At 63.9% G+C, this 18,062-nt stretch carries 16 protein-coding genes; 9 read left to right on the top strand and 7 right to left on the bottom strand.

Annotation, left to right across the window (positions count from 1 at the left end; translation table 11 throughout):
- The gene (locus tag F4Y38_02955; GenBank protein MXY48240.1) at positions 1-471 is read right to left on the bottom strand and encodes a twin-arginine translocation signal domain-containing protein; all 471 of its coding nucleotides are present in this window, start codon (positions 469-471) and stop codon (positions 1-3) included.
- 287 nt (positions 472-758) lie between these two features.
- Between F4Y38_02955 and metH the strand changes: the two genes are divergently transcribed.
- A complete protein-coding gene (gene metH / locus F4Y38_02950) occupies positions 759-4,499 on the top strand; it encodes a methionine synthase (GenBank protein MXY48239.1) in 3,741 nt (1,246 codons plus the stop codon).
- Positions 4,500-4,525: 26 nt separating this feature from the next.
- Here metH and F4Y38_02945 read toward each other — a convergent pair whose 3' ends face one another.
- From F4Y38_02945 to F4Y38_02930, 4 genes are read right to left on the bottom strand one after another with little or no spacing between them, the layout of a single operon-like run.
- Positions 4,526-4,801, bottom strand: a complete 276-nt coding sequence (locus tag F4Y38_02945) for a helix-turn-helix transcriptional regulator (protein ID MXY48238.1) — start codon at positions 4,799-4,801, stop codon at positions 4,526-4,528.
- 43 nt (positions 4,802-4,844) lie between these two features.
- Positions 4,845-5,498, bottom strand: coding sequence for a hypothetical protein (locus F4Y38_02940; protein MXY48237.1), 654 nt, complete (start codon positions 5,496-5,498; stop codon positions 4,845-4,847).
- Positions 5,499-5,544: 46 nt separating this feature from the next.
- Positions 5,545-6,063, bottom strand: a complete 519-nt coding sequence (locus tag F4Y38_02935) for a methylated-DNA--[protein]-cysteine S-methyltransferase (protein ID MXY48236.1) — start codon at positions 6,061-6,063, stop codon at positions 5,545-5,547.
- Between the two features lie 12 nt (positions 6,064-6,075).
- On the bottom strand, positions 6,076-7,125 hold the full coding sequence (locus F4Y38_02930; GenBank protein ID MXY48235.1) for a hypothetical protein: 1,050 nt from the start codon (positions 7,123-7,125) through the stop codon (positions 6,076-6,078).
- 376 nt (positions 7,126-7,501) lie between these two features.
- Between F4Y38_02930 and F4Y38_02925 the strand changes: the two genes are divergently transcribed.
- Genes F4Y38_02925 through F4Y38_02905 form a run of 5 tightly spaced genes read left to right on the top strand, consistent with a single transcriptional unit; the run spans position 7,502 to position 13,251 of the window.
- Entirely contained in the window at positions 7,502-8,164 is a 663-nt protein-coding gene (locus F4Y38_02925) for a (2Fe-2S)-binding protein (protein ID MXY48234.1), read from the top strand.
- Positions 8,165-8,180: 16 nt separating this feature from the next.
- Positions 8,181-10,388: a xanthine dehydrogenase family protein molybdopterin-binding subunit gene (locus F4Y38_02920; protein MXY48233.1), complete on the top strand. Its 2,208-nt coding sequence runs from the start codon at positions 8,181-8,183 to the stop codon at positions 10,386-10,388.
- A gap of 3 nt (positions 10,389-10,391) precedes the next feature.
- Positions 10,392-11,369, top strand: coding sequence for a xanthine dehydrogenase family protein subunit M (locus F4Y38_02915; protein MXY48232.1), 978 nt, complete (start codon positions 10,392-10,394; stop codon positions 11,367-11,369).
- 36 nt (positions 11,370-11,405) lie between these two features.
- A complete protein-coding gene (locus tag F4Y38_02910; GenBank protein MXY48231.1) occupies positions 11,406-11,615 on the top strand; it encodes a hypothetical protein in 210 nt (69 codons plus the stop codon).
- On the top strand, positions 11,539-13,251 hold the full coding sequence (locus tag F4Y38_02905; GenBank protein ID MXY48230.1) for a fumarate hydratase: 1,713 nt from the start codon (positions 11,539-11,541) through the stop codon (positions 13,249-13,251). The genes F4Y38_02910 and F4Y38_02905 overlap by 77 nt, the downstream gene beginning before the upstream one ends.
- Here F4Y38_02905 and F4Y38_02900 read toward each other — a convergent pair.
- Positions 13,235-15,052: a hypothetical protein gene (locus tag F4Y38_02900; GenBank protein ID MXY48229.1), complete on the bottom strand. Its 1,818-nt coding sequence runs from the start codon at positions 15,050-15,052 to the stop codon at positions 13,235-13,237. The genes F4Y38_02905 and F4Y38_02900 overlap by 17 nt on opposite strands.
- Positions 15,053-15,091: 39 nt before the next feature.
- Entirely contained in the window at positions 15,092-16,135 is a 1,044-nt protein-coding gene (locus F4Y38_02895; protein ID MXY48228.1) for an Ldh family oxidoreductase, read from the bottom strand.
- A 338-nt stretch (positions 16,136-16,473) separates the two neighbouring features.
- On the opposite strand from F4Y38_02895, the gene F4Y38_02890 reads away from it, so the two are divergent.
- From F4Y38_02890 to rimI, 3 genes are read left to right on the top strand one after another with little or no spacing between them, the layout of a single operon-like run.
- A complete protein-coding gene (locus F4Y38_02890) occupies positions 16,474-16,722 on the top strand; it encodes a YggT family protein (protein MXY48227.1) in 249 nt (82 codons plus the stop codon).
- A 22-nt stretch (positions 16,723-16,744) separates the two neighbouring features.
- Positions 16,745-17,533, top strand: coding sequence for a tRNA (adenosine(37)-N6)-threonylcarbamoyltransferase complex dimerization subunit type 1 TsaB (tsaB, locus tag F4Y38_02885; GenBank protein MXY48226.1), 789 nt, complete (start codon positions 16,745-16,747; stop codon positions 17,531-17,533).
- A gap of 3 nt (positions 17,534-17,536) precedes the next feature.
- Positions 17,537-17,989: a ribosomal-protein-alanine N-acetyltransferase gene (gene rimI / locus F4Y38_02880; protein ID MXY48225.1), complete on the top strand. Its 453-nt coding sequence runs from the start codon at positions 17,537-17,539 to the stop codon at positions 17,987-17,989.
- The last annotated feature ends 73 nt before the right edge of the window (positions 17,990-18,062 follow it).

Genomic DNA, 18,062 nt, shown 5'->3' with positions numbered 1-18,062 from the left:
TTAAAACCGACACCCGTAAGAGTGACGGATGGCCACCAGCTGATCCGACGACCCGGCGCCCACCGCGATCCACGCGTCTGGTACCGGGGCGAAGGGACTGTCCGTCCATTCCACCACGGGTACGCCGTGCCGGCGGGCGAGCTTCCCCAGCAGGTCCGGGTTCTGGCCATACCGGTTGATGCTGGTCACCAGGGACAGCACCGCCTCGACGGCACGGGGAGACGGCCCCAGGGCGTTCTCGTTGGCGTCGATGCGCACCAGGCCCGGGGGCACCCCCCAGCCACGTACTGAAGGGCCGCCCACCAACTGGGCCACGGCCTCGTAACTGCCAAAGGAAATCGCACCGGCTCCCGCCAGGGCGCCTTTCAGGAATCCCCGGCGCGAAAGCCCCGGACTGGGCCGTGCGAACCCCGGTTCGGGTCGCGAAAGCTCCGGCCTGGCCGTGGTACTTGCTTCTTTTCTGTCGGACATGGGAACACTCCTTCTCCGATGGTCGAGTAATCGGACTGTCGATCCGCCGTATACACCTGTCGATTTCAAGATATGAGGTCATGATACAACGTCGCATAACGGATGGGAAGATCAATTGCGTCGACCTTGACGGTCCCTCGGACCTTAACGCGCTCCGACCTTGACGATCCCCCGGACCTACCGTAGATTTAAAGCGGAAACGCGCGCGGCGGCGTTACGGTCCTGGCACTCATAAGCGACCGTGACTCGAAAGTCCCGCGAAGTACAACATCCTGAAGGAGACCGCGATCTTCAGCCAGTTCCATCCCGTAACAACTGAAACCCACCTCCTGCTGGACCGGTTGCTTTCCGAACGCATCCTCATCATCGACGGCGCCATGGGGTCGGTCCTCCAGGGCCATGCGCTCGACGAGGACGATTTCCGCGGTGACACGTTCAGGAACCACCCCGTTTCGTTGCGCGGCGACCTCGACCTGCTGTCGATCTCGCAGCCGGACCTCATCGAAGAGGTCCACCGGCAGTACCTGGATGCCGGCGCCGACATCATCGAGACCAACACCTTCAACGCCACCGCGATTTCGCAGGCCGACTATGGCCTGCAGGATCGGGTGTACGACATCAACGTGGCAGCGGCGAAAATCGCGAAACGGGCCGCCACGGCCGCCATGGCCGCCGATCCCGATCGACCGCGATTCGTGGCAGGCGCCCTGGGGCCCACCACCCGCTCTGCGTCCGTCGCCTCCGACGTGAGCGATCCGGGTTTCCGGTCCGTTACCTTTGACGAACTGGCCGCCGCCTATGGCGAGCAGGTCCGTGGACTGCTGGACGGCGGCGTGGACCTGCTGCTGGTCGAGACCCAGATCGATACCCTCAACCTGAAGGCCGCCTTGTTCGCCATTAACAACCTCTTCGATCATGGGATGCGCCGCGTACCCCTCATGGCCTCGTTCTGCATCGTCGACGCCAGTGGCCGCACGCTTTCGGGCCAGACCGTGGAGGCGTGCTGGACGTCCATACGCCACGGGGACCTGTATAGCGTGGGGATCAACTGCGCCCTGGGCGCCACCGAGCTGCGGCCCTACATCGAAGAGCTGTCGGGCATCGCGAACCTCCCGGTGACCTGCTATCCGAACGCAGGGCTCCCGAACGAACTGGGCGGCTACGACGACACCCCCGAGCACATGGCCGAGGTGCTGGGAGGCTTCGCCGAAGAAGGCTGGCTCAACATGGTCGGTGGATGCTGCGGCACGACACCCGCGCACATCGCCGCGATCTCGGAGGCCGTCAGGCAGCGGGGGAAACTGCGGGTTCCCCACCCCGGCGAACCGCTGTCCCGGTACAGCGGACTCGAGACCTTCACCGTGCGTCCCGACGGCAACTTCACCATGATCGGCGAGCGGACGAATGTGACGGGCTCGCGCAAATTCGCCCGGCTCGTCCGGCAGGAGAAATACGAGGAAGCCCTGGGGGTGGCCCGGCAGCAGATCGAGGGCGGGGCGAACGTCATCGACGTGAACATGGATGAGGGCCTGCTCGACAGCGAACGGGCCATGACCACCTTCCTGAACCTGATCGCCTCCGAGCCCGACATCGCCGCCACGCCCGTCATGATCGACAGCTCGAGCTGGCCGGTTATCGAAGCGGGCCTCAAATGCGTGCAGGGCAAGAGCATCGCCAATTCCATCAGCCTGAAGGAGGGCGAGGAGGTCTTCAAGACCCAGGCCCGCGTGGCGAAACGGTACGGCGCCGCCGTGGTGGTGATGGCCTTCGACGAGGACGGGCAGGCCACGGATACGGACCGCAAGGTGGAGATCCTCAGCCGTTCCTACCGGATCCTCACCGAAGAGATCGGCATGGACCCCACGGATATCATCTTCGACCCCAATATCCTCACCGTGGCCACGGGCATCGAGGAACACGACGACTACGCCGTCAACTTCATCGAGGCCGTCCGTCGGCTGAAGGAACGGCACCCCCTGGCCCGGGTGAGCGGCGGCGTGAGCAACATCTCTTTCTCCTTTCGTGGCAACGACCATATCCGGGAGGCGATGCACGCCGCCTTCCTGTACCACGCCATCCAGGCGGGCCTGGACATGGGCATCGTCAACGCGGGACAACTGGCGATCTACGAGGACATCGAACCCGATACGCTGGCCATGGTGGAAGACGTCCTGCTGAACCGACGGCCCGATGCCACCGAACGGCTGCTGGAATTCGCGGCATCGCGTAAAGGAGAGGCGTCCGAACGGGCGCGCAGGGACGAGGACTGGCGCAACGACACCCTGGAAGAACGCATTTCCCACGCCCTGGTCAGCGGTATCGCCGACCACGTCGAGGCGGACATGGACGAGGCCCTGCAGCGCTACGACCGTCCACTGCATATCATCGAGGGGCCCCTGATGGCCGGGATGTCCATCGTCGGCGATCTCTTCCAGGAGGGGAAGATGTTCCTGCCCCAGGTGGTCAAGAGCGCGCGGGTCATGAAAAAGGCCGTGGCCCACTTGGTGCCGTACATGGAAGCCGAGCACGGCGACGGTGGGGAGAGACAGTACCAGGGGACCATCCTCCTGGCCACGGTGAAAGGGGACGTGCACGACATCGGAAAGAACATCGTGGGCGTGGTCCTGGGATGCAACAACTACCGCATTATCGACCTGGGCGTCATGGTACCGGCGGAGAAGATCATCGGTACGGCCGTAGACGAAGGCGTCGACCTCATCGGATTGAGCGGGCTGATCACCCCGTCCCTCCACGAGATGATCCACGTGGCCCGCGAGGTCGAGCGCAACGGCTTCGAACTGCCCCTGCTCATCGGCGGCGCCACAACGAGCCGCCGACACACGGCGATCAAGATCGAGCCGGCCTATCATGGACCGACCGTGCACGTGACGGACGCGTCCCGGGCCGTGGAAGTCGTGGGCAGCCTCCTCAGCGACGATTTGAGGCCGGATTACGCCAGGGGCGTCCGGGAGGACTATAAGAAGATCCGCGAAACCTACGAAAGCCGCACGCCACGCACGCCCCTCGTACCTTTCGCCGAGTCGAGCACACGGCAGCCCACCCTCGAGTGGTCTGCAGCGACCATCTCGGAACCCGAATTCACCGGGGTCCGCGTCGACGACGACTATCCACTGGATGAACTCGTTCCCTTTATCGACTGGACGCCCTTCTTCGGAGCCTGGGAGTTAAGGGGACGTTATCCCGCCCTCCTGGAGGACGAGAAGGTTGGCGAGGAGGCGCGGAAGCTCTTTGAAGACGCAAGTAACCTGCTTGATGAGATCGTGGATGGAGGATTGTTGCGGGCCCGGTCCGCGTGGGGGTTCTTCCCCGCCCATTCCACCGGAAACGACATTGTGCTATTCGATGACGCCGCGCGGTCGGAGGTGCTCGCGACTTTTCCCATGCTGCGCCAGCAGCGGCCCCGTTCGGCGGACGGGCCCTGCCTCGCGCTCTCCGATTTCGTAGGTCCCGAGGGAACAGAGGACTATATCGGCGCCTTCGCGGTCACCGCCGGCATCGGTCTAGATGCATTGGTCAGGCGGTACGAGACCGATCACGACGACTACCGCGCCATCATGGTCAAGGCGCTCGCCGACCGGCTGGCCGAAGCCTTTGCGGAGCACACCCACCAACGCGCCCGCCGCGCCTGGGGTTACGGACGAAGCGAGGACCTCTCCGGAGAAGACCTGATCCGGGAGAAATACCGCGGGATCCGGCCGGCGCCGGGGTATCCGGCCTGCCCCGATCACACCGAAAAACGCCGGCTCTTCGACCTGCTGCAGGCCGAGGAACGAATTGGCGTTACGCTGACCGAAAGCTACGCCATGGACCCGCCGCCGTCCGTGGCCGGCTTCTACTTCGGCCATCCCGATGCCCGCTATTTCAACGTGGGGAAAATCGGACGTGACCAGGTGGAGGACTACGCCCTACGCAAGCGGATGACCGTCGAATCCATCGAACGGTGGCTGGCGCCCAACCTGGATTACGAGCCGGCGGAGGGTGCTGCGGGGTCCACATCAACGAGTTGATGCTGTTTTTAATTGCCTACAGCCCGTTATCCCACCGTAAACTGCAACTTTTTTCCGATCGCTTTGGCGTACTTTCCCAGGGTTGACAACCGGATGTCTTCCGCATGATTCTCAATCCTGGATATAGCAGACTTCCTGGTTTTCAACCTGCGTGCCACCTCTTCCTGGGTAAGGCCGGCATCCTCTCTCGCCTGTCGAAGTAGTACGCCGATCTTGAACTCCTGATATCCTTCATCGTATCTCTCGGCAAATTCCGCATCCTTGACCCTGCGATATGCCACGTATTCGCTCAAGTCACTCATCGTCTCTTCCTCATGAAGTAATCCTGTCTTCTCTTCTCGCCAACTACCTGCTTAACACCGCCGTGCCCCACGTGCTGGGGTCCACGTGGACGCGCAGGTCCCGCCCGGCGCTCCACCACTGGGCGGGGTACTCCGAATTGTTGAGGAAATAGGTGAAGCCCAGCCGGGGGAACTCTTCCGGGTCGTATCCGCTGAGGGTTTCGGTCGGGAGGCACACCTCCAGGGTGTAACCGCGGTCCGTGATCAGGGACGCGATGGGAAGCGCTTCCGGTTCCGGCATGTTCCAATTCTCGCGGGAGCGGTCGACCTGCGAGGGCTTGACCACGGGCCGGTCCCCGCGGTCGCCGCCCCCGGTGGGCAGGCAGTTGAACTGGTGACAGTACCTTCCCGCCCGCCTGGCGGTCTTCACGTCGCGCGTGTCCAGCCAGATCTGAAAGCTGTCCCCGGTCCAGTGCCGTCCGTAGTGGGATTGGACCGGCTTTCGCTTGCGCACGTCCACGGCGAAGTACAGACCCTCGTCGTTCCAGGCCATGTAGACGTCCGCGGCTTTCGGCCGGTTCTCCAGGAAACCCAGGTCGGGTACGAGGTATTCGTCATCCCAGTCTTCCAGGACGCCGTTGATCCGGGGCGCCTGCTCGCGGTATCTGCACTGGAAGGCGTAGGCGAAGTAGACTCGGTTGGGAATGTCCAGCGGCATGGGCAGTGATCAAATCGGGCAGCGCGTTACGGCAATCGCGCGGCGGTCAGCGGTTGTAGTCCGTACCTTCCAGGTCGAGCAGAAACGCCTTGACCTCCGGCCGGCCGCCGTAGCCTCCCAGGCGTCCGTCGCTGGTGATCACGCGGTGGCAGGGCACCAGGAGGCCGATGTCGTTGCAGCTGTTGGCCTGGCCCACCGCCCGGGCGGCCCGGGGCCTGCGCACCTGCTCGGCCACCCACTTGTAGGAACGCCACTGCCCGTATGGAATGGCCTGTTGCGCGGTCCAGACCTGCCGGGTAAAGGACGTGCCCCGCAGGAAATCCACCGGGAGGTCGAAATCTCTCAGCTTTCCTTCGAAATACCGCGTGATCTGGTCTTCGACCGCGGCAAGCAACCCGTCGTCAGGGACGAAGGCGAGTTGCGCGTCGAAGCGGTTCAGCATGTCCGTCGCGAATGCCTCGTCCGTGACACCGGAGGTAACCCGGCATACGCCCGCTTCACTGGCCGCCGCGTACATGGGGCCGAGCGGCGTGGGGAAGACCGTGTATTTCAGTACCTGCTTCAATTAGGTTCTGGGCTATCCTACGATGTCGCGGTCCCGCAGGCCCTGGGCCAGCGCCTGCGCGATGACCTCGCTGCCTTCGATGGTGGGATGCCAGGTATCGGCGAAGTACCGTTCGCGTTCTCCGTCCATCCCGGTAAAAGCGGCGTTGAGATCGATGAGGTCCGTATCCTCTTCCATGGCCAGCCGGCGGATCGAGGCATCGTAGATATCGTAGAGTTTACTGAGGCGGTCGAGGTCTCCCCGGGCCAGAAAGGACGGATACCGCATCTTGTCGAGGCTTTGCATGGACATCTCTGTGCCGTTGCGCGATATGAGCGTCGGCAGGGTCGTCAGAACGACACGGATACGGTCGTCCTTCGCCGTCCGGATGAGGTGGCGCATATTGTACTCGTAGTTCTCCGGCAGGAAGTCCTCGAGGTCGAAGGAGCCGATGGGCGGCGGTGTGTTCAGTTCCAGGATCTCCTTGGCTTCGTCCAGCAGCCTCAGGCCCGTGTTGCCGCCGTTGCCGTAGTGCCAGTAGGACTGGGTCTTCCTGCGCATATCGGGATAGTGCTTCGGGTTTCCCAGCCACATGTCGTTCCAGCCGATGTAGACGATCAGGATGTCCGGCTCGAACGCCAGGAGCCGGGGAAGGCGCAACTGGGCGTTGATGGACGCGTGGTCGTCCACGCCGGCGTTGATCACCTGGTGACCGCGCTCCAGGTCCATCCGGGCCAGCTGCCGTTCCAGCTGGTAGGGATAGGGCGAATCGTCCCCTGGCGCGCCGAAGGTGCAGGAGTCGCCGAGACACATGATACGGACGGCTTCGGGATCCTTCCGTCTCGTAAAGTCCGTTCCCCGGAACCCGTAGTCGTTGATCCGGATGCCGGCCACGCTGTATCCCGGCATCAGTTCCCAGCCGCTGCGGTTGTGAAACACGATGTAGGGATGGGCGCCGTCGTATTCCTCGTGGAACCAGCGGTCCCTGTTGTACGCGTGATCCTGCCGGCGAAGGTAGAACTCCGCACCCACGAGGGCGCCCACCGCGGCACCGGCCATGGCGGCAAATGCGTAACGCTTCATACCCGTTCTCCGACTGTCATGCACCCTGTTCCGGCCGATTGGACCGGACGGTTGGCAAACATCATCCCCATTCACGTTACCGTCGCACTCCCCCTGAATCTAAGGGCACACAGGCCGAAATCGCAAGTGAAAACGCGTACCCGGTTTTGTTTGACGACAACGCCTTCGTTCCCTGTATAACCATTAGTGAAAGGTCTTGACGGCGACCGGACCGACTTCCATATTCACAGGGTGGTTCCCAACCCGTTTACCACAGAACACCGGTATTGCCGGTTCCAGTTCTCGTGATTACTCGCCAGCCTGGTTCTGTCGTTAGCACTCCGTCAGTTCGGATGGCTTTGATTTGATGGCATAAATACGTAGAAGAGGAGGTCCTATGGCTGATCGACACGATGAAGCCAGGCCCGATGAATCGTCCCATTCCGAAACGAAATCGGGGACCCGGTTCACGCGCCGTGGTTTTCTCAAGGGCGCGGGCGCAGGTGCGGTGACGGCAGCCGTAGCGCCGGCCATCCTGGTTTCTGAAGCCGGGACGGCGGCCGCCCAGGAAGCCGAGGGCGTCATGTCGGCGACCATATCGCTCGACGTGAACGGCCAGTCGCACAACGTCGAGGTGGAAGCGCGCACGACCCTGGCCGACGCGCTGCGGGACAGGCTGGAGATCACCGGTCCCAAAGTGGTCTGCGACAAGGGCGAGTGCGGGGCCTGCACCGTGGAGATGGACGGCAAGCTCGTCTTCAGCTGCATGACGCTGGCCATGGACGCCCAGGGCAGGAAAATCGAGACCGTGGAAGGCATGGCGGACGGCGACAGTCTGCATCCCATCCAGGAAGCCTTCGTCGAGAAGGACGCCCTGATGTGCGGATTCTGCACGCCGGGGTTCCTGATGTCCTCCAAGTCGTTGCTGGACGCCAACGACAACCCGACGCCGGACGAGGTCCGGGAAGGTCTGTCCGGCAACATCTGTCGCTGCGGCACCTATCCCCACGTGTTCGAGGCCGTGATGAGCGCCGCCGAAAAGATGCGGAAGGGAGGGTGAGCCGATGCAGCAGAAGATGAAGACGGTCACGATCACCATCCAGGAAGACGGTGAACCCAGAGAAATCGAAATTCAGGTCCCCGATACCGGCGAAGGCGGCTGGGGAGACCTTTCGAAGAACACCTATGTCAACAAGCCCCACACCCGCGTGGACGCGGTCGACAAAGTCACCGGCCGCGCCAAGTACACCGCCGACATCAAGTTGCCCGGCCTGCTCTACGGTCGCATCCTGCGATCGGCCCACCCCCGCGCCCGGATCAACCGCATCGACGCCACCCGGGCGATGGCGCTGCCCGGCGTGAGTGTGGTGGTGCTTCCCAACGACGACCCCGAGGTCTTCTCACGGGAGTGCCGGTTCGCCGGACAGGAAATAGCGGCCGTCGCGGCAACGACGCCGGAGGTCGCTGAAGACGCGCTCCACGCCATCGACGTGGATTACGAGGTGCTGCCCTTCGTCGTGGACGAAGACGCGGCGCGGGACCCGGACGCGGCCCAGGTGCACAGCGACCGCGGTAACGTAGGCGAGCCCAGGGTCGGCGAGCAGGGCGACATCGCCGCGGGATTCGCCCAGGCCGACGTGACCCTCGAGGCCTCCTACCGGTGCCAGGTGCAGTCCCACATCGCGCTGGAGACCCACGGCAACGTGTGCCAGTGGGAAGGCGACAAGCTGACGGTCTGGGCCTCCACCCAGGGCGTATTCAGCGTGCGCGGCGAACTGGCCGGGCATTTCGGAATCCCCGAAACGAACGTCCGCGTGATTACGGAGTTCATGGGCGGCGGGTTCGGCGCCAAGTTCGGCGCCCGCAAGGAAGGCGTGATCTGCGCCCTGCTCGCCCGGAAGGCCGGAGCGCCCGTGAAGCTGATGCTGACGCGCAAGGAAGAGCACCTTTCCACCGGGAACCGGCCCTCCGCCGTGCAGCACGTGAAGCTGGGCGCGACGAGCGACGGCAAGCTGGTCGCCTACGAGCGGTCCAACTACGGTACGCCCGGCGTCGCCGGCAGCGCCAACATTCCCGGAGCGCCGTACCTCTACGAGATCCCCAACTACCGCATCGAACAGACGAGCGTGTTCACCAACGCCGGGCCTATGGCCGCCCAGCGCGCGCCGGGACACCCCCAGGCGGCCTTCGCCATGGAATCCATGATGGACGAGATGGCCGAGGCGCTGGGTATGGACCCCATCGACATCCGCCAGATGAACGACCCGGATGAAGCGCGGCGCAACATGGTGGCCATGGGCGCGGAGCACATCGGTTGGAAGACCCGCCGGAGCGCCACGCCCAATTCCCAGACCGGCCGGATCAAGACCGGCATGGGCGTGGGATCGTGCCGGTGGGGCGGCGGCGGCGGAAGGACGCAGGCCGAGTGTACCATCAATCCCGATGGGAGCGTGCACGTGAAGTGCGGCACGCAGGACATCGGTACCGGGACGCTCACCCTGGTGCACATGGTCGCGGCGGAAGAGTTCGGGTTGAAGATAGAGGATATTACCGTCGGCATCGGCGACACGAACTACCCTTATTCGGGCGGAAGCGGCGGAAGCACCACAGCCGCGTCGGTATCGCCCGCCATCAAGGGTACGACGATGCTGGCGAAACTCGAACTGTTCAAGAAGATCGCGCCCAACTTCGGCGTGGAACCGGGTGAACTCGTAGCCTCGGACGGCAACGTGTTCGTGGGCAGCGATCCTTCCAGGAGCATGACCTGGCAGCAGGCGGCGGCCCAGCTCGGGGACGAGCCCATCTTCTTCCACGGCCAGTGGCTGCCCGGTTACTCGGACAGCGGCGTGCCCGGCGTGCACTTCGTCGAGGTCAGCGTCGACACCGAAACCGGCCTGGTAAAGGTCGACCGGGTCGTGGCCGTCCACAACAGCGGCATGATCCTGAACCCGCTCACCTGGGCAAGCCAGGTAAACGGCGGCGTCCTGATGGGCATCGGTTACGGCATGTACGAGAACCGCATCATGGACCCCGCGACGGGCTACATGGTCAACGCAAACCTGGAAGACTACAAGGTCATGGGCTCCATGGACATCCCTGAAATCGAAATCCTCAGGTACGACGAACCGGAACGAGGCGTCATCGGCATCGGCGAACCCGCGACGATCCCGACCCCCGCCTCCATCGCCAACGCCATCTACAACGCCTGCGGCGCCCGGATACGGGAAATGCCGTTCACCCCCGACAAAGTGCTCAGCGCGCTGGCCGCAGTGAAGGAGGGCTGATCCATGCAGAACTTTTCCTACGTCAATGCGACGTCGATAGAGCAGGTGCCTTCCCTTCTGGGCCGTAGCTGGGACGACGCGGTGGTCATGGCGGGCGGTACAGACCTGGTCGGTGAGATGAAGGACTACGCCGCCGTTCCGAAACGCGTGGTCAACCTCAAGTCCATCGAGGGGCTGGACTACATCCGGCAGGATGACGCCGGGATGCGTATCGGCGCGCTGACCACGCTGACGGAAGTATTGGACCACGGCGCCGTGTCGCAGGATTTGCCGGTGCTGCACCAGGCGGTATCCGTCATCGCCTCGCCGCAGATCCGCAACATGGCCACACTGGCCGGGAACATCCTGCAGCGGCCGCGGTGCTGGTATTACCGCAGCGAGGACTTTCCGTGCCTCAAGAAGGGCGGTGCACGGTGCTACGCGGTGGGCGGGGTCAATACCTACCACGCGATCTTCGGGTCCGGACCGAGTTACATCGTCCATCCCTCCGACGCGGCCCCGGCGCTCATGGCCCTGGGTGCCACGGTGAACATCCATGGCCCCCGCGGCGCGAACGAAGTCGTCCTGGACGATTTCTTCACCATGCCCGAAATGAACATCCGGCGGGAGAACATCCTCCGGCCCAACGAGATCGTGACGGAAATCACGATTCCGAAACCGGAGGCCAACAGCAGGGGCATGTTCCTCAAGGTGCGGGAGCGGGAATCCATCGATTTCGCCCTCGTCAGCCTGGCCGCGCAGATGACCACGGTGAACGGGACCTGCGAACGGGCCAGCCTCGTGCTGGGCGGCGTGGCGCCCATTCCGTGGCGTGCCGTCGAGGCCGAAGATTACCTAAGGGGCCGCAGGATCACGGAAGCCCGGGCGGAAAGCGCCGCGGAGGCCGCGGTGGAAGACGCCGCGCCCATGCCGCACAACGGTTACAAGGTGGAGATCGCGAAGAACCTCGTGAAACAGGCCGTTCAGGCCCTGGCGGCGTAGGCAGGGCTGCGCAGCGCCGCAAGCAAGGAGTCTATCATGGCACAACCCGTATGCCGGTACCTGAGGACGAAATCGTTCTACACAGCGGAGAAGAACGACACGACCCTTACCGAAGAAAAACCCGGCCGTTCTTTCTGGTGCGTCCGCTCCGTGTCGGGCATCGGTCCCGATGACAAGGTCGTGGGACCGGCGGAATGCGACGCCCACCGCACCTGCTTCGAAACCGTCGACGTACGTTTCGTGTAAGGAGACGTCCGGCTTGAACGACTATGTCCATCGCGAGCTCCTGCCCCTGGGGGAGGACGCGACGCCGTACCGTCTGCTCACCAGCGATCACGTCTCATCGGGCACCTTCGAAGGCAGGGACATCCTCAAGGTCGACACGGATGGCCTGATCCTGCTCGCGGACCAGGCCATCCGCGACAGTTCCCACCTGCTGCGTCCGGAACACCTCGCCCAGCTGCGCAAGATCCTCGACGATCCGGAAGCGTCCGACAACGACCGTTTCGTCGCCATGGAGATGCTGAAGAACGCCAACATCTCCGCCGGCGGCATCCTGCCCATGTGCCAGGACACGGGGACGATCATCGTAACCGGCAAGAAGGGCAACCGCGTCTGGACGGAAGGCGACGATGAGTCCGCCCTCTCGCAGGGTACCATGAACGCCTTCCTCGGCACCAACCTGCGGTACAGCCAGCAGGCGCCCCTCGATATGTTCACGGAGTCGAACACGCGGACCAACCTGCCCGCCCAGATCGAGATCTACGCGGACCGGGGCGACGAGTACAAGCTGATGTTCATGACCAAGGGCGGGGGATCGGCGAACAAGAGCCTCCTCTTCCAGGAGACCCGGGCGCTGCTGAACGAGGAACGGTTCCTCGAATTCGTCGACGAGAAACTGCGCATCCTCGGCACGGCGGCCTGTCCGCCGTACCACCTCGCCATCGTGGTGGGCGGCACCTCGGCTGAATACACGCTGAAAACGGCCAAGCTGGCGAGCGCGCGCTTCCTGGACACCCTGCCGACCGAGGGCAACGAGTACGGACAGGCCTTCCGCGACCTCGACATGGAAGCGAGGGTGCTGAAGATGAGCCAGGAAATCGGCATCGGCGCGCAGTTCGGCGGGAAATATTTCTGCCACGACGTGCGGGTGGTCCGCATGCCGCGGCACGGCGCGTCGTGTCCGGTGGGCATTGCCGTTTCCTGCGCCGCCGACCGGCAGATCCTGTCGAAGATCACCCGGGACGGCATCTTCCTGGAACAGCTGGAAACCGAGCCGTCCAAGTACCTGCCGGAGATCGCGGACGAGACCCTGGACGGCGATGTGGTGGAAATCGACCTGAACCGGCCCATGTCCGAGATCCGTGCCACCCTCAGCAGCTACCCGGTCGCCACGCGCCTTTCCCTGACGGGTCCCATGATCGTCGCCCGGGACATCGCCCATGCCCGGCTCAAGGAGCGGCTCGACGGCGGCGAGGACCTGCCGCAGTACTTCAAGGACCTGTGCGTCTACTACGCGGGGCCGGCCAAGACGCCGGAAGGGTACGCTTCGGGGTCCTTCGGGCCGACGACGGCGGGTCGCATGGACACCTACGTGGACCAGTTCCAGGCGGCCGGCGGCAGCATGGTCATGCTCGCCAAGGGCAACCGGTCCGTCCAGGTCACCAACGCCTGCAAGAAGCACGGCGGGTTCTATCTCGGGTCCATCGGAGGGCCGGCCGCCCGGCTGGCGAAGGACTCCATCCGGGAGGTGTCCATGGTGGAGTACCCCGAACTGGGCATGGAGGCCATCTGGCGCATCCAGGTGGAGAAATTCCCCGCCTTCATCGTGGTGGACGACAAGGGCAACGACTTCTTCTCGGGGTTCATGCGCCGGAACTGACCAATTCCAGTTCCAGGTGGGTTTCGGGCATCCGGCCGTCTACCAGGACAAGCGGTTGCCACGTCCACGTGGCCTGCCAGCGTTGGCCGCGCTGGTCGATCACCTGCCGCCGTACCAGGCTGATCCTCCATATGTCTCCCGGAACGGGGGCGGCGGTCTGCTCATAGATCTGTCCACCGACCTGTCCATCGGCCAACTCGGCGTCCTGCCCATCGGCCAGCCATTTCAAGCCTGCCCACGGCAGGGCCAACTCCACGGTCCAGCCCCGATCGACCCGGTGTCTTCTGCCCGGTTCGCCATCCACTCTAACCCCGGCCCGCAACCCGGGCATGCGCCAATCCGAAAAGGCCCAGCGCATGGCGCTTATGTCAGTCCGCGTGTGACCCCCAAGCACCTCGGGCCGGTGGACCGCCAGGTCGAATTCCGGCACGTGAAACCGGTCGTCATCCCGGTAGGCTTCCTTCCAGATGTAGCACATCTCCGAAGTGGCGCCCAGCGGATTCACGGCCAGATCGTAGTACGCACCGGGACCGGTGATGAGCACGCCCACGTGGCTGTCCTCCCGTACCTCGTGAGCGGGTTTTGCCTGGGTGGCCTGAATATCGCGATCCTCCAGCCAGAACCCGATGTAGAGGCCCTGGTCGTCCCAGGCCATGGCCGCCGTGGTATCGAACAGCGCACGGGCGCCCGTGTGATCGCTGAACAGCGCAGATCGCTCCGCCAGCGCCCACGTTTCCTCGGCCAGGTCGCCGTCTACGACCAGGTCGTCCCGCGTCCTTTTGCACCTGTATCGTAGAGTCTGTTCGGCCTGTTCGGCCTGCCGGGTCCGGGTTACCGTCGTGGGATGACCGCTGCCGATCACGCCCGCCTGCGCTTCGTGACTACTCGTTTCGCCGCTCGTCGCCTCAGGTTCGCCGCCCGTCGCTCGCCGCTCGCTCCCACCCACAGCTTTCTCGGAGAAATGGATCACGCTGAAACGATCAGGGATGTGCGAATCGTAGATCCCGTGGCTGTTCCAGGCCCATCCCGGACACGTCCTGAATCCGCCTTCGTCGATCCAATGGAACCGCGAGAAATCCATGCGCCAGACATCCCCTTCCCGGGCCGGGAGCGAACGCCCGTCCGCGAGATGCTTCAGTCCCTGCCATGGGAAGGCGATCTCGGCCGTCCATCCCCGGTCCCGGTCGGTTGGGTCGTTGATGGTGCCGTCCACGTGCACCGCCCACTTCAAACCAGGCAGGTCCCATTGGCGGAACGCCCAGCGGCGGCCGCGCGGATGGGCGTGGCCGGTCTTGATTCCCCCAAGCGTATCCACCAGGTCGGTGCCCTGCAGGTCGAACTCGGGATGCGCGTCGAATCCGCCCTCCACATAGGCGTTCTGCCACACGTAGAACCGTTCCATGATGGTTCCCAGGGGGTTCAGTTCGAATTCATAGTAACTGTCTTTCCCGGTGATGAAGACTTCCACGTCGTTTTCCTCGCAGATCATGGAATCGCGCTCCGTGTACGTCGCCCGCACGTCGGGGTCCTCCACCCAGAAACCCACGTACAGGTAGTCGTCGTCCCAGAGCACCGCGGCCCGCGTGTCGAACAGCGCCGGCCGGTCCGGCTCCTCCAGGTCCTCGAAGCGCGGCGAACGGACCGCGTGCTGCCACGAAGGCTCGTCGAGCCGCCCGTCCACCACGATGGGACCGATGGTCCGGCACGCGGTGTAGTGTTTCAATCCTTCCTCCGAATAACCCCAGTCACTGGTCATGCGTTTGATCTCCAGAGTGTTCCAATCCCTTGACGCTCCGGGCATTAACGTTCACGAACCGCCATCCCGGACATTCACGTCCGCCTAAGCCTTCCAGGGCACTTCCAGCCCGAATTTCTCCGCGACCTCGATGAGCTTGTCCCGGGTACCGGCGGGCAGGGGAATCCCGTCCTCGATACGCTCCCGAAGGACGAGTTCCTCCGGCTCTCCCGGTACGAAGAGTTCGTCGACCCCATCGACACGGGGCAGGCTCTTCATGGCCGAGACGAGCTCATCGATCTGCGTGCGGTAGGTGTCCGGATCGGTGAACGCCGCGATATCGATGGCGCCGATGAAGCTGTTCTGCGCGCCGGGCCTTGCGCCGCGTCCCGAGATGGCGGCCGTCAACAGGGGATTGCCGACCATCAGGCTCGACAGGCACTCGAAGATAAGGGCCAGCCCATAGCCCTTGTAGCCGGCCGCGGGCTGCAGAAACCGGGCCTTGCGGGGGTCCGTAGTCGGATGTCCGTCGCCGTCCAGCGCCCACGTGTCGGGGATGGACTCGCCCCGGTCCACGGCCACGTCCAGCTTGCCGAAAGCGGCCACGCTCGTGGCCATGTCCAGGGAGATGGCTCGGCCGTTGCTGCCCGGCACGGCGATGGCGATCGGACTGTTGTGCACCCCCGGCGCCCGCGCGCCCGGCGGGGCCATGTTCGGGGGATTGCAGACGGAAGCGATGCCGGCCATGTTCTCCCGGGCGGCCATCTGTGCGTAGTAAGCCATGGCGCCCTGGTGGGTCGTGTTGCGGACCAGCACCCATCCGATGCCCGCCCCGCGGGCCTTCTCGATGGCCTGCTTCATGGCATAGGTCGTGACCACCGGGCCGAAGGCGCAATCGGCCTCGATGAGCATTGTGGCGGGCGTCTCCCGTTCGATCCGGATGTCCGGCCGGGTATTGTAGTGTCCGGCTTCCACCGCATGGACATATCCGTTGACCCGCTGGACACCGTGGGAGTCCACTCCGCGCAGGTTCGCCCATACCAGCACTTCGGCTTCGATGGCCGCGTCTTCAGGCGTCAGGCCGACCTGCTCGAAGACCGCCGCCGTTAAAGCCCGAAGTTTATTCTCATCCACGCGGATGTCCGCCATGTGATTCCTTTTCCAATCGGTGTTCCGGCAACGCTTTCCGGCCTCCGGATCACGGTGCCGGACATCTGCATCCGCGTCATGGAGCACCGCGAGACCGTGTCGCCGCAACCCACCTGGGTATCATCAGACTGCCGTAAGATAGAAGGACGCATCGCGCCACGCCAGAGGTTACTTCCCGCCTGGAAATCCGGTCGGTCGGAATCCGCAGCGGCGTCGAATCGGGACGCGGGCAAGCCGGGCGTCCTGGCCTCTATCTTCGTCGTTGACAAAGCCCACGTTGGTCGGTAAAGTTCCCATGCACTCGGAGCGCAGCGAAATTCGTCTGATACGCCATTATCATGATCCTGATCCAGATACTACGGATATACCTGGTCCTCATCATCGTCCGCGCGGTCATGTCCTGGTTCAATCCGGATCCGGCCTCTCCGCTCGTACGTTTTCTGACGTGGCTCACGGAGCCGGTCCTGTTGCCCTTCAGACGGATCATACCACCCATCCCCGTGCCGAAGACGAACGTTCGGATCGACCTGGCCCCGGTCTTCGTGCTGTTGATCGGCGGCTGGCTGTTGACCAAGCTGCGTTACTGACAATGACGGAGATTAATCGCCCATGATCGTCGTGGGACTCGAGACTTCTTCCACAATCGCCGGGATCGCCGTGATCCGGGACCGCCAGGTGATGGCCGAAGCGTCCCAGGAGTTGGGCGGCGTGCACGCCGAAAAACTGCCTGGAATGCTGGAACGCATCATGGGCGACCTGGACGTTCAGTGGTCGGAGGTGGAAGGTTTCGCGATCTCGATCGGACCCGGTTCGTATACCGGGCTGCGGGTGGGATTGAGCCTGGTCAAGGGCCTTGCCTACGTGACGAAGCGACCGGTCGCCGCCGTGCCTACGCTCGATGCCATCGCCTTCCAGGTGCCCTGCAGCAGGTATCCCGTCCACGTGCTGACCGATGCCCGCAGGGGCCAGGTCTACGAAGCCCGCTACGATACGTCCGGCGGTTGGCCCGAGCGGCAAACCGAATTCCGGGTGGGGCCGCTCGAAGACGTGTTGGCCTCCATCGAGGACAAGGTATTGCTCGTCGGCAGCGGTGTAGACGCGTACCGACCGGACATCGTCAACATTCTCGGTGATCGGGCCTGCTTCCCGCCCGCGGGCGCGGGACGGCTGATGGCCTCCTCGACCGCGTTTCTCGGCCTGGACCGACTCAAGCGGGGCGAGCAGTCCGACCTGAACAAGCTCGAACCGCTGTACCTGCGAAAAACCGACTTCGCCAGGCAGCCGCCATCCCGGATCGAACAGCCGCCATCGGCCAGTGCTTCCCCTGCCGCGCATGGCCCGAGTGGCCCGCCCGACCCACCAGGCCCGCCGGGCCGGGCCGAAACCTCGTCTGAATGACCCATGACCGAGGCGAACCCCTTCGTCATACGGAAAATGGACCGTTCACATGTGCCCCAGGTCCTGGAAATCGAACGGGCGTGCTATCCGGCGCCCTGGTCCGAATCCGCTTTTCACCATGAAATGATGTCGGGTACTTCCGTCGCCCTGGTCGCGTTGGACGGGGAGTCGGTCGCGGGTTTCCTGGTGGGGTGGATCGCTGCCGACCAGGTGCACGTCGCCAACATTGCCGTGGCGGCCGGGTATCGGCGCCGTGGGGTCGGAACCGGGATGATGCTGCGGCTTCTCGAGGAGGCGGTCCGACGGGGGTGCACTTCCTCCAGCCTGGAAGTGCGCGAGTCGAACCTGGCGGCCCGGTCGATGTACAGCCGCTTGGGATATCACGCGGTAGCGCTAAGGAAGGCCTATTATTCGAATCCTGCCGAAGACGCCGTGGTCATGGTGAAGACGTTGTGAGAGATTTTACCACATTCGAACTTGCCAAATTTGCTGTAAAATAACTTGTCAAATAAGGTTGAAATGTCTGTCA

It is taken from the genome of Gemmatimonadota bacterium (genome assembly GCA_009838645.1).
Classification (GTDB): domain Bacteria; phylum JAAXHH01; class JAAXHH01; order JAAXHH01; family JAAXHH01; genus JAAXHH01.
The sequence above is the reverse complement of the archived record's forward strand: the minus strand, read 5'-3'. Positions and strand labels throughout refer to the sequence as shown.

Bases quoted from the DNA above. Each gene is read 5' to 3' on its own strand.
- F4Y38_02955 (MXY48240.1), bottom strand. From the start codon at position 471: ATGTCCGACAGAAAAGAAGCAAGTACCACGGCCAGGCCGGAGCTTTCG.
- F4Y38_02945 (MXY48238.1), bottom strand. From the start codon at position 4,801: ATGAGTGACTTGAGCGAATACGTGGCATATCGCAGGGTCAAGGATGCG.
- F4Y38_02940 (MXY48237.1), bottom strand. From the start codon at position 5,498: ATGCCGCTGGACATTCCCAACCGAGTCTACTTCGCCTACGCCTTCCAG.
- F4Y38_02930 (MXY48235.1), bottom strand. From the start codon at position 7,125: ATGAAGCGTTACGCATTTGCCGCCATGGCCGGTGCCGCGGTGGGCGCC.
- F4Y38_02925 (MXY48234.1), top strand. From the start codon at position 7,502: ATGGCTGATCGACACGATGAAGCCAGGCCCGATGAATCGTCCCATTCC.
- F4Y38_02920 (MXY48233.1), top strand. From the start codon at position 8,181: ATGAAGACGGTCACGATCACCATCCAGGAAGACGGTGAACCCAGAGAA.
- F4Y38_02915 (MXY48232.1), top strand. From the start codon at position 10,392: ATGCAGAACTTTTCCTACGTCAATGCGACGTCGATAGAGCAGGTGCCT.
- F4Y38_02910 (MXY48231.1), top strand. From the start codon at position 11,406: ATGGCACAACCCGTATGCCGGTACCTGAGGACGAAATCGTTCTACACA.
- F4Y38_02905 (MXY48230.1), top strand. From the start codon at position 11,539: ATGACAAGGTCGTGGGACCGGCGGAATGCGACGCCCACCGCACCTGCT.
- F4Y38_02900 (MXY48229.1), bottom strand. From the start codon at position 15,052: ATGCCCGGAGCGTCAAGGGATTGGAACACTCTGGAGATCAAACGCATG.
- F4Y38_02895 (MXY48228.1), bottom strand. From the start codon at position 16,135: ATGGCGGACATCCGCGTGGATGAGAATAAACTTCGGGCTTTAACGGCG.
- F4Y38_02890 (MXY48227.1), top strand. From the start codon at position 16,474: ATGATCCTGATCCAGATACTACGGATATACCTGGTCCTCATCATCGTC.
- tsaB (MXY48226.1), top strand. From the start codon at position 16,745: ATGATCGTCGTGGGACTCGAGACTTCTTCCACAATCGCCGGGATCGCC.
- rimI (MXY48225.1), top strand. From the start codon at position 17,537: ATGACCGAGGCGAACCCCTTCGTCATACGGAAAATGGACCGTTCACAT.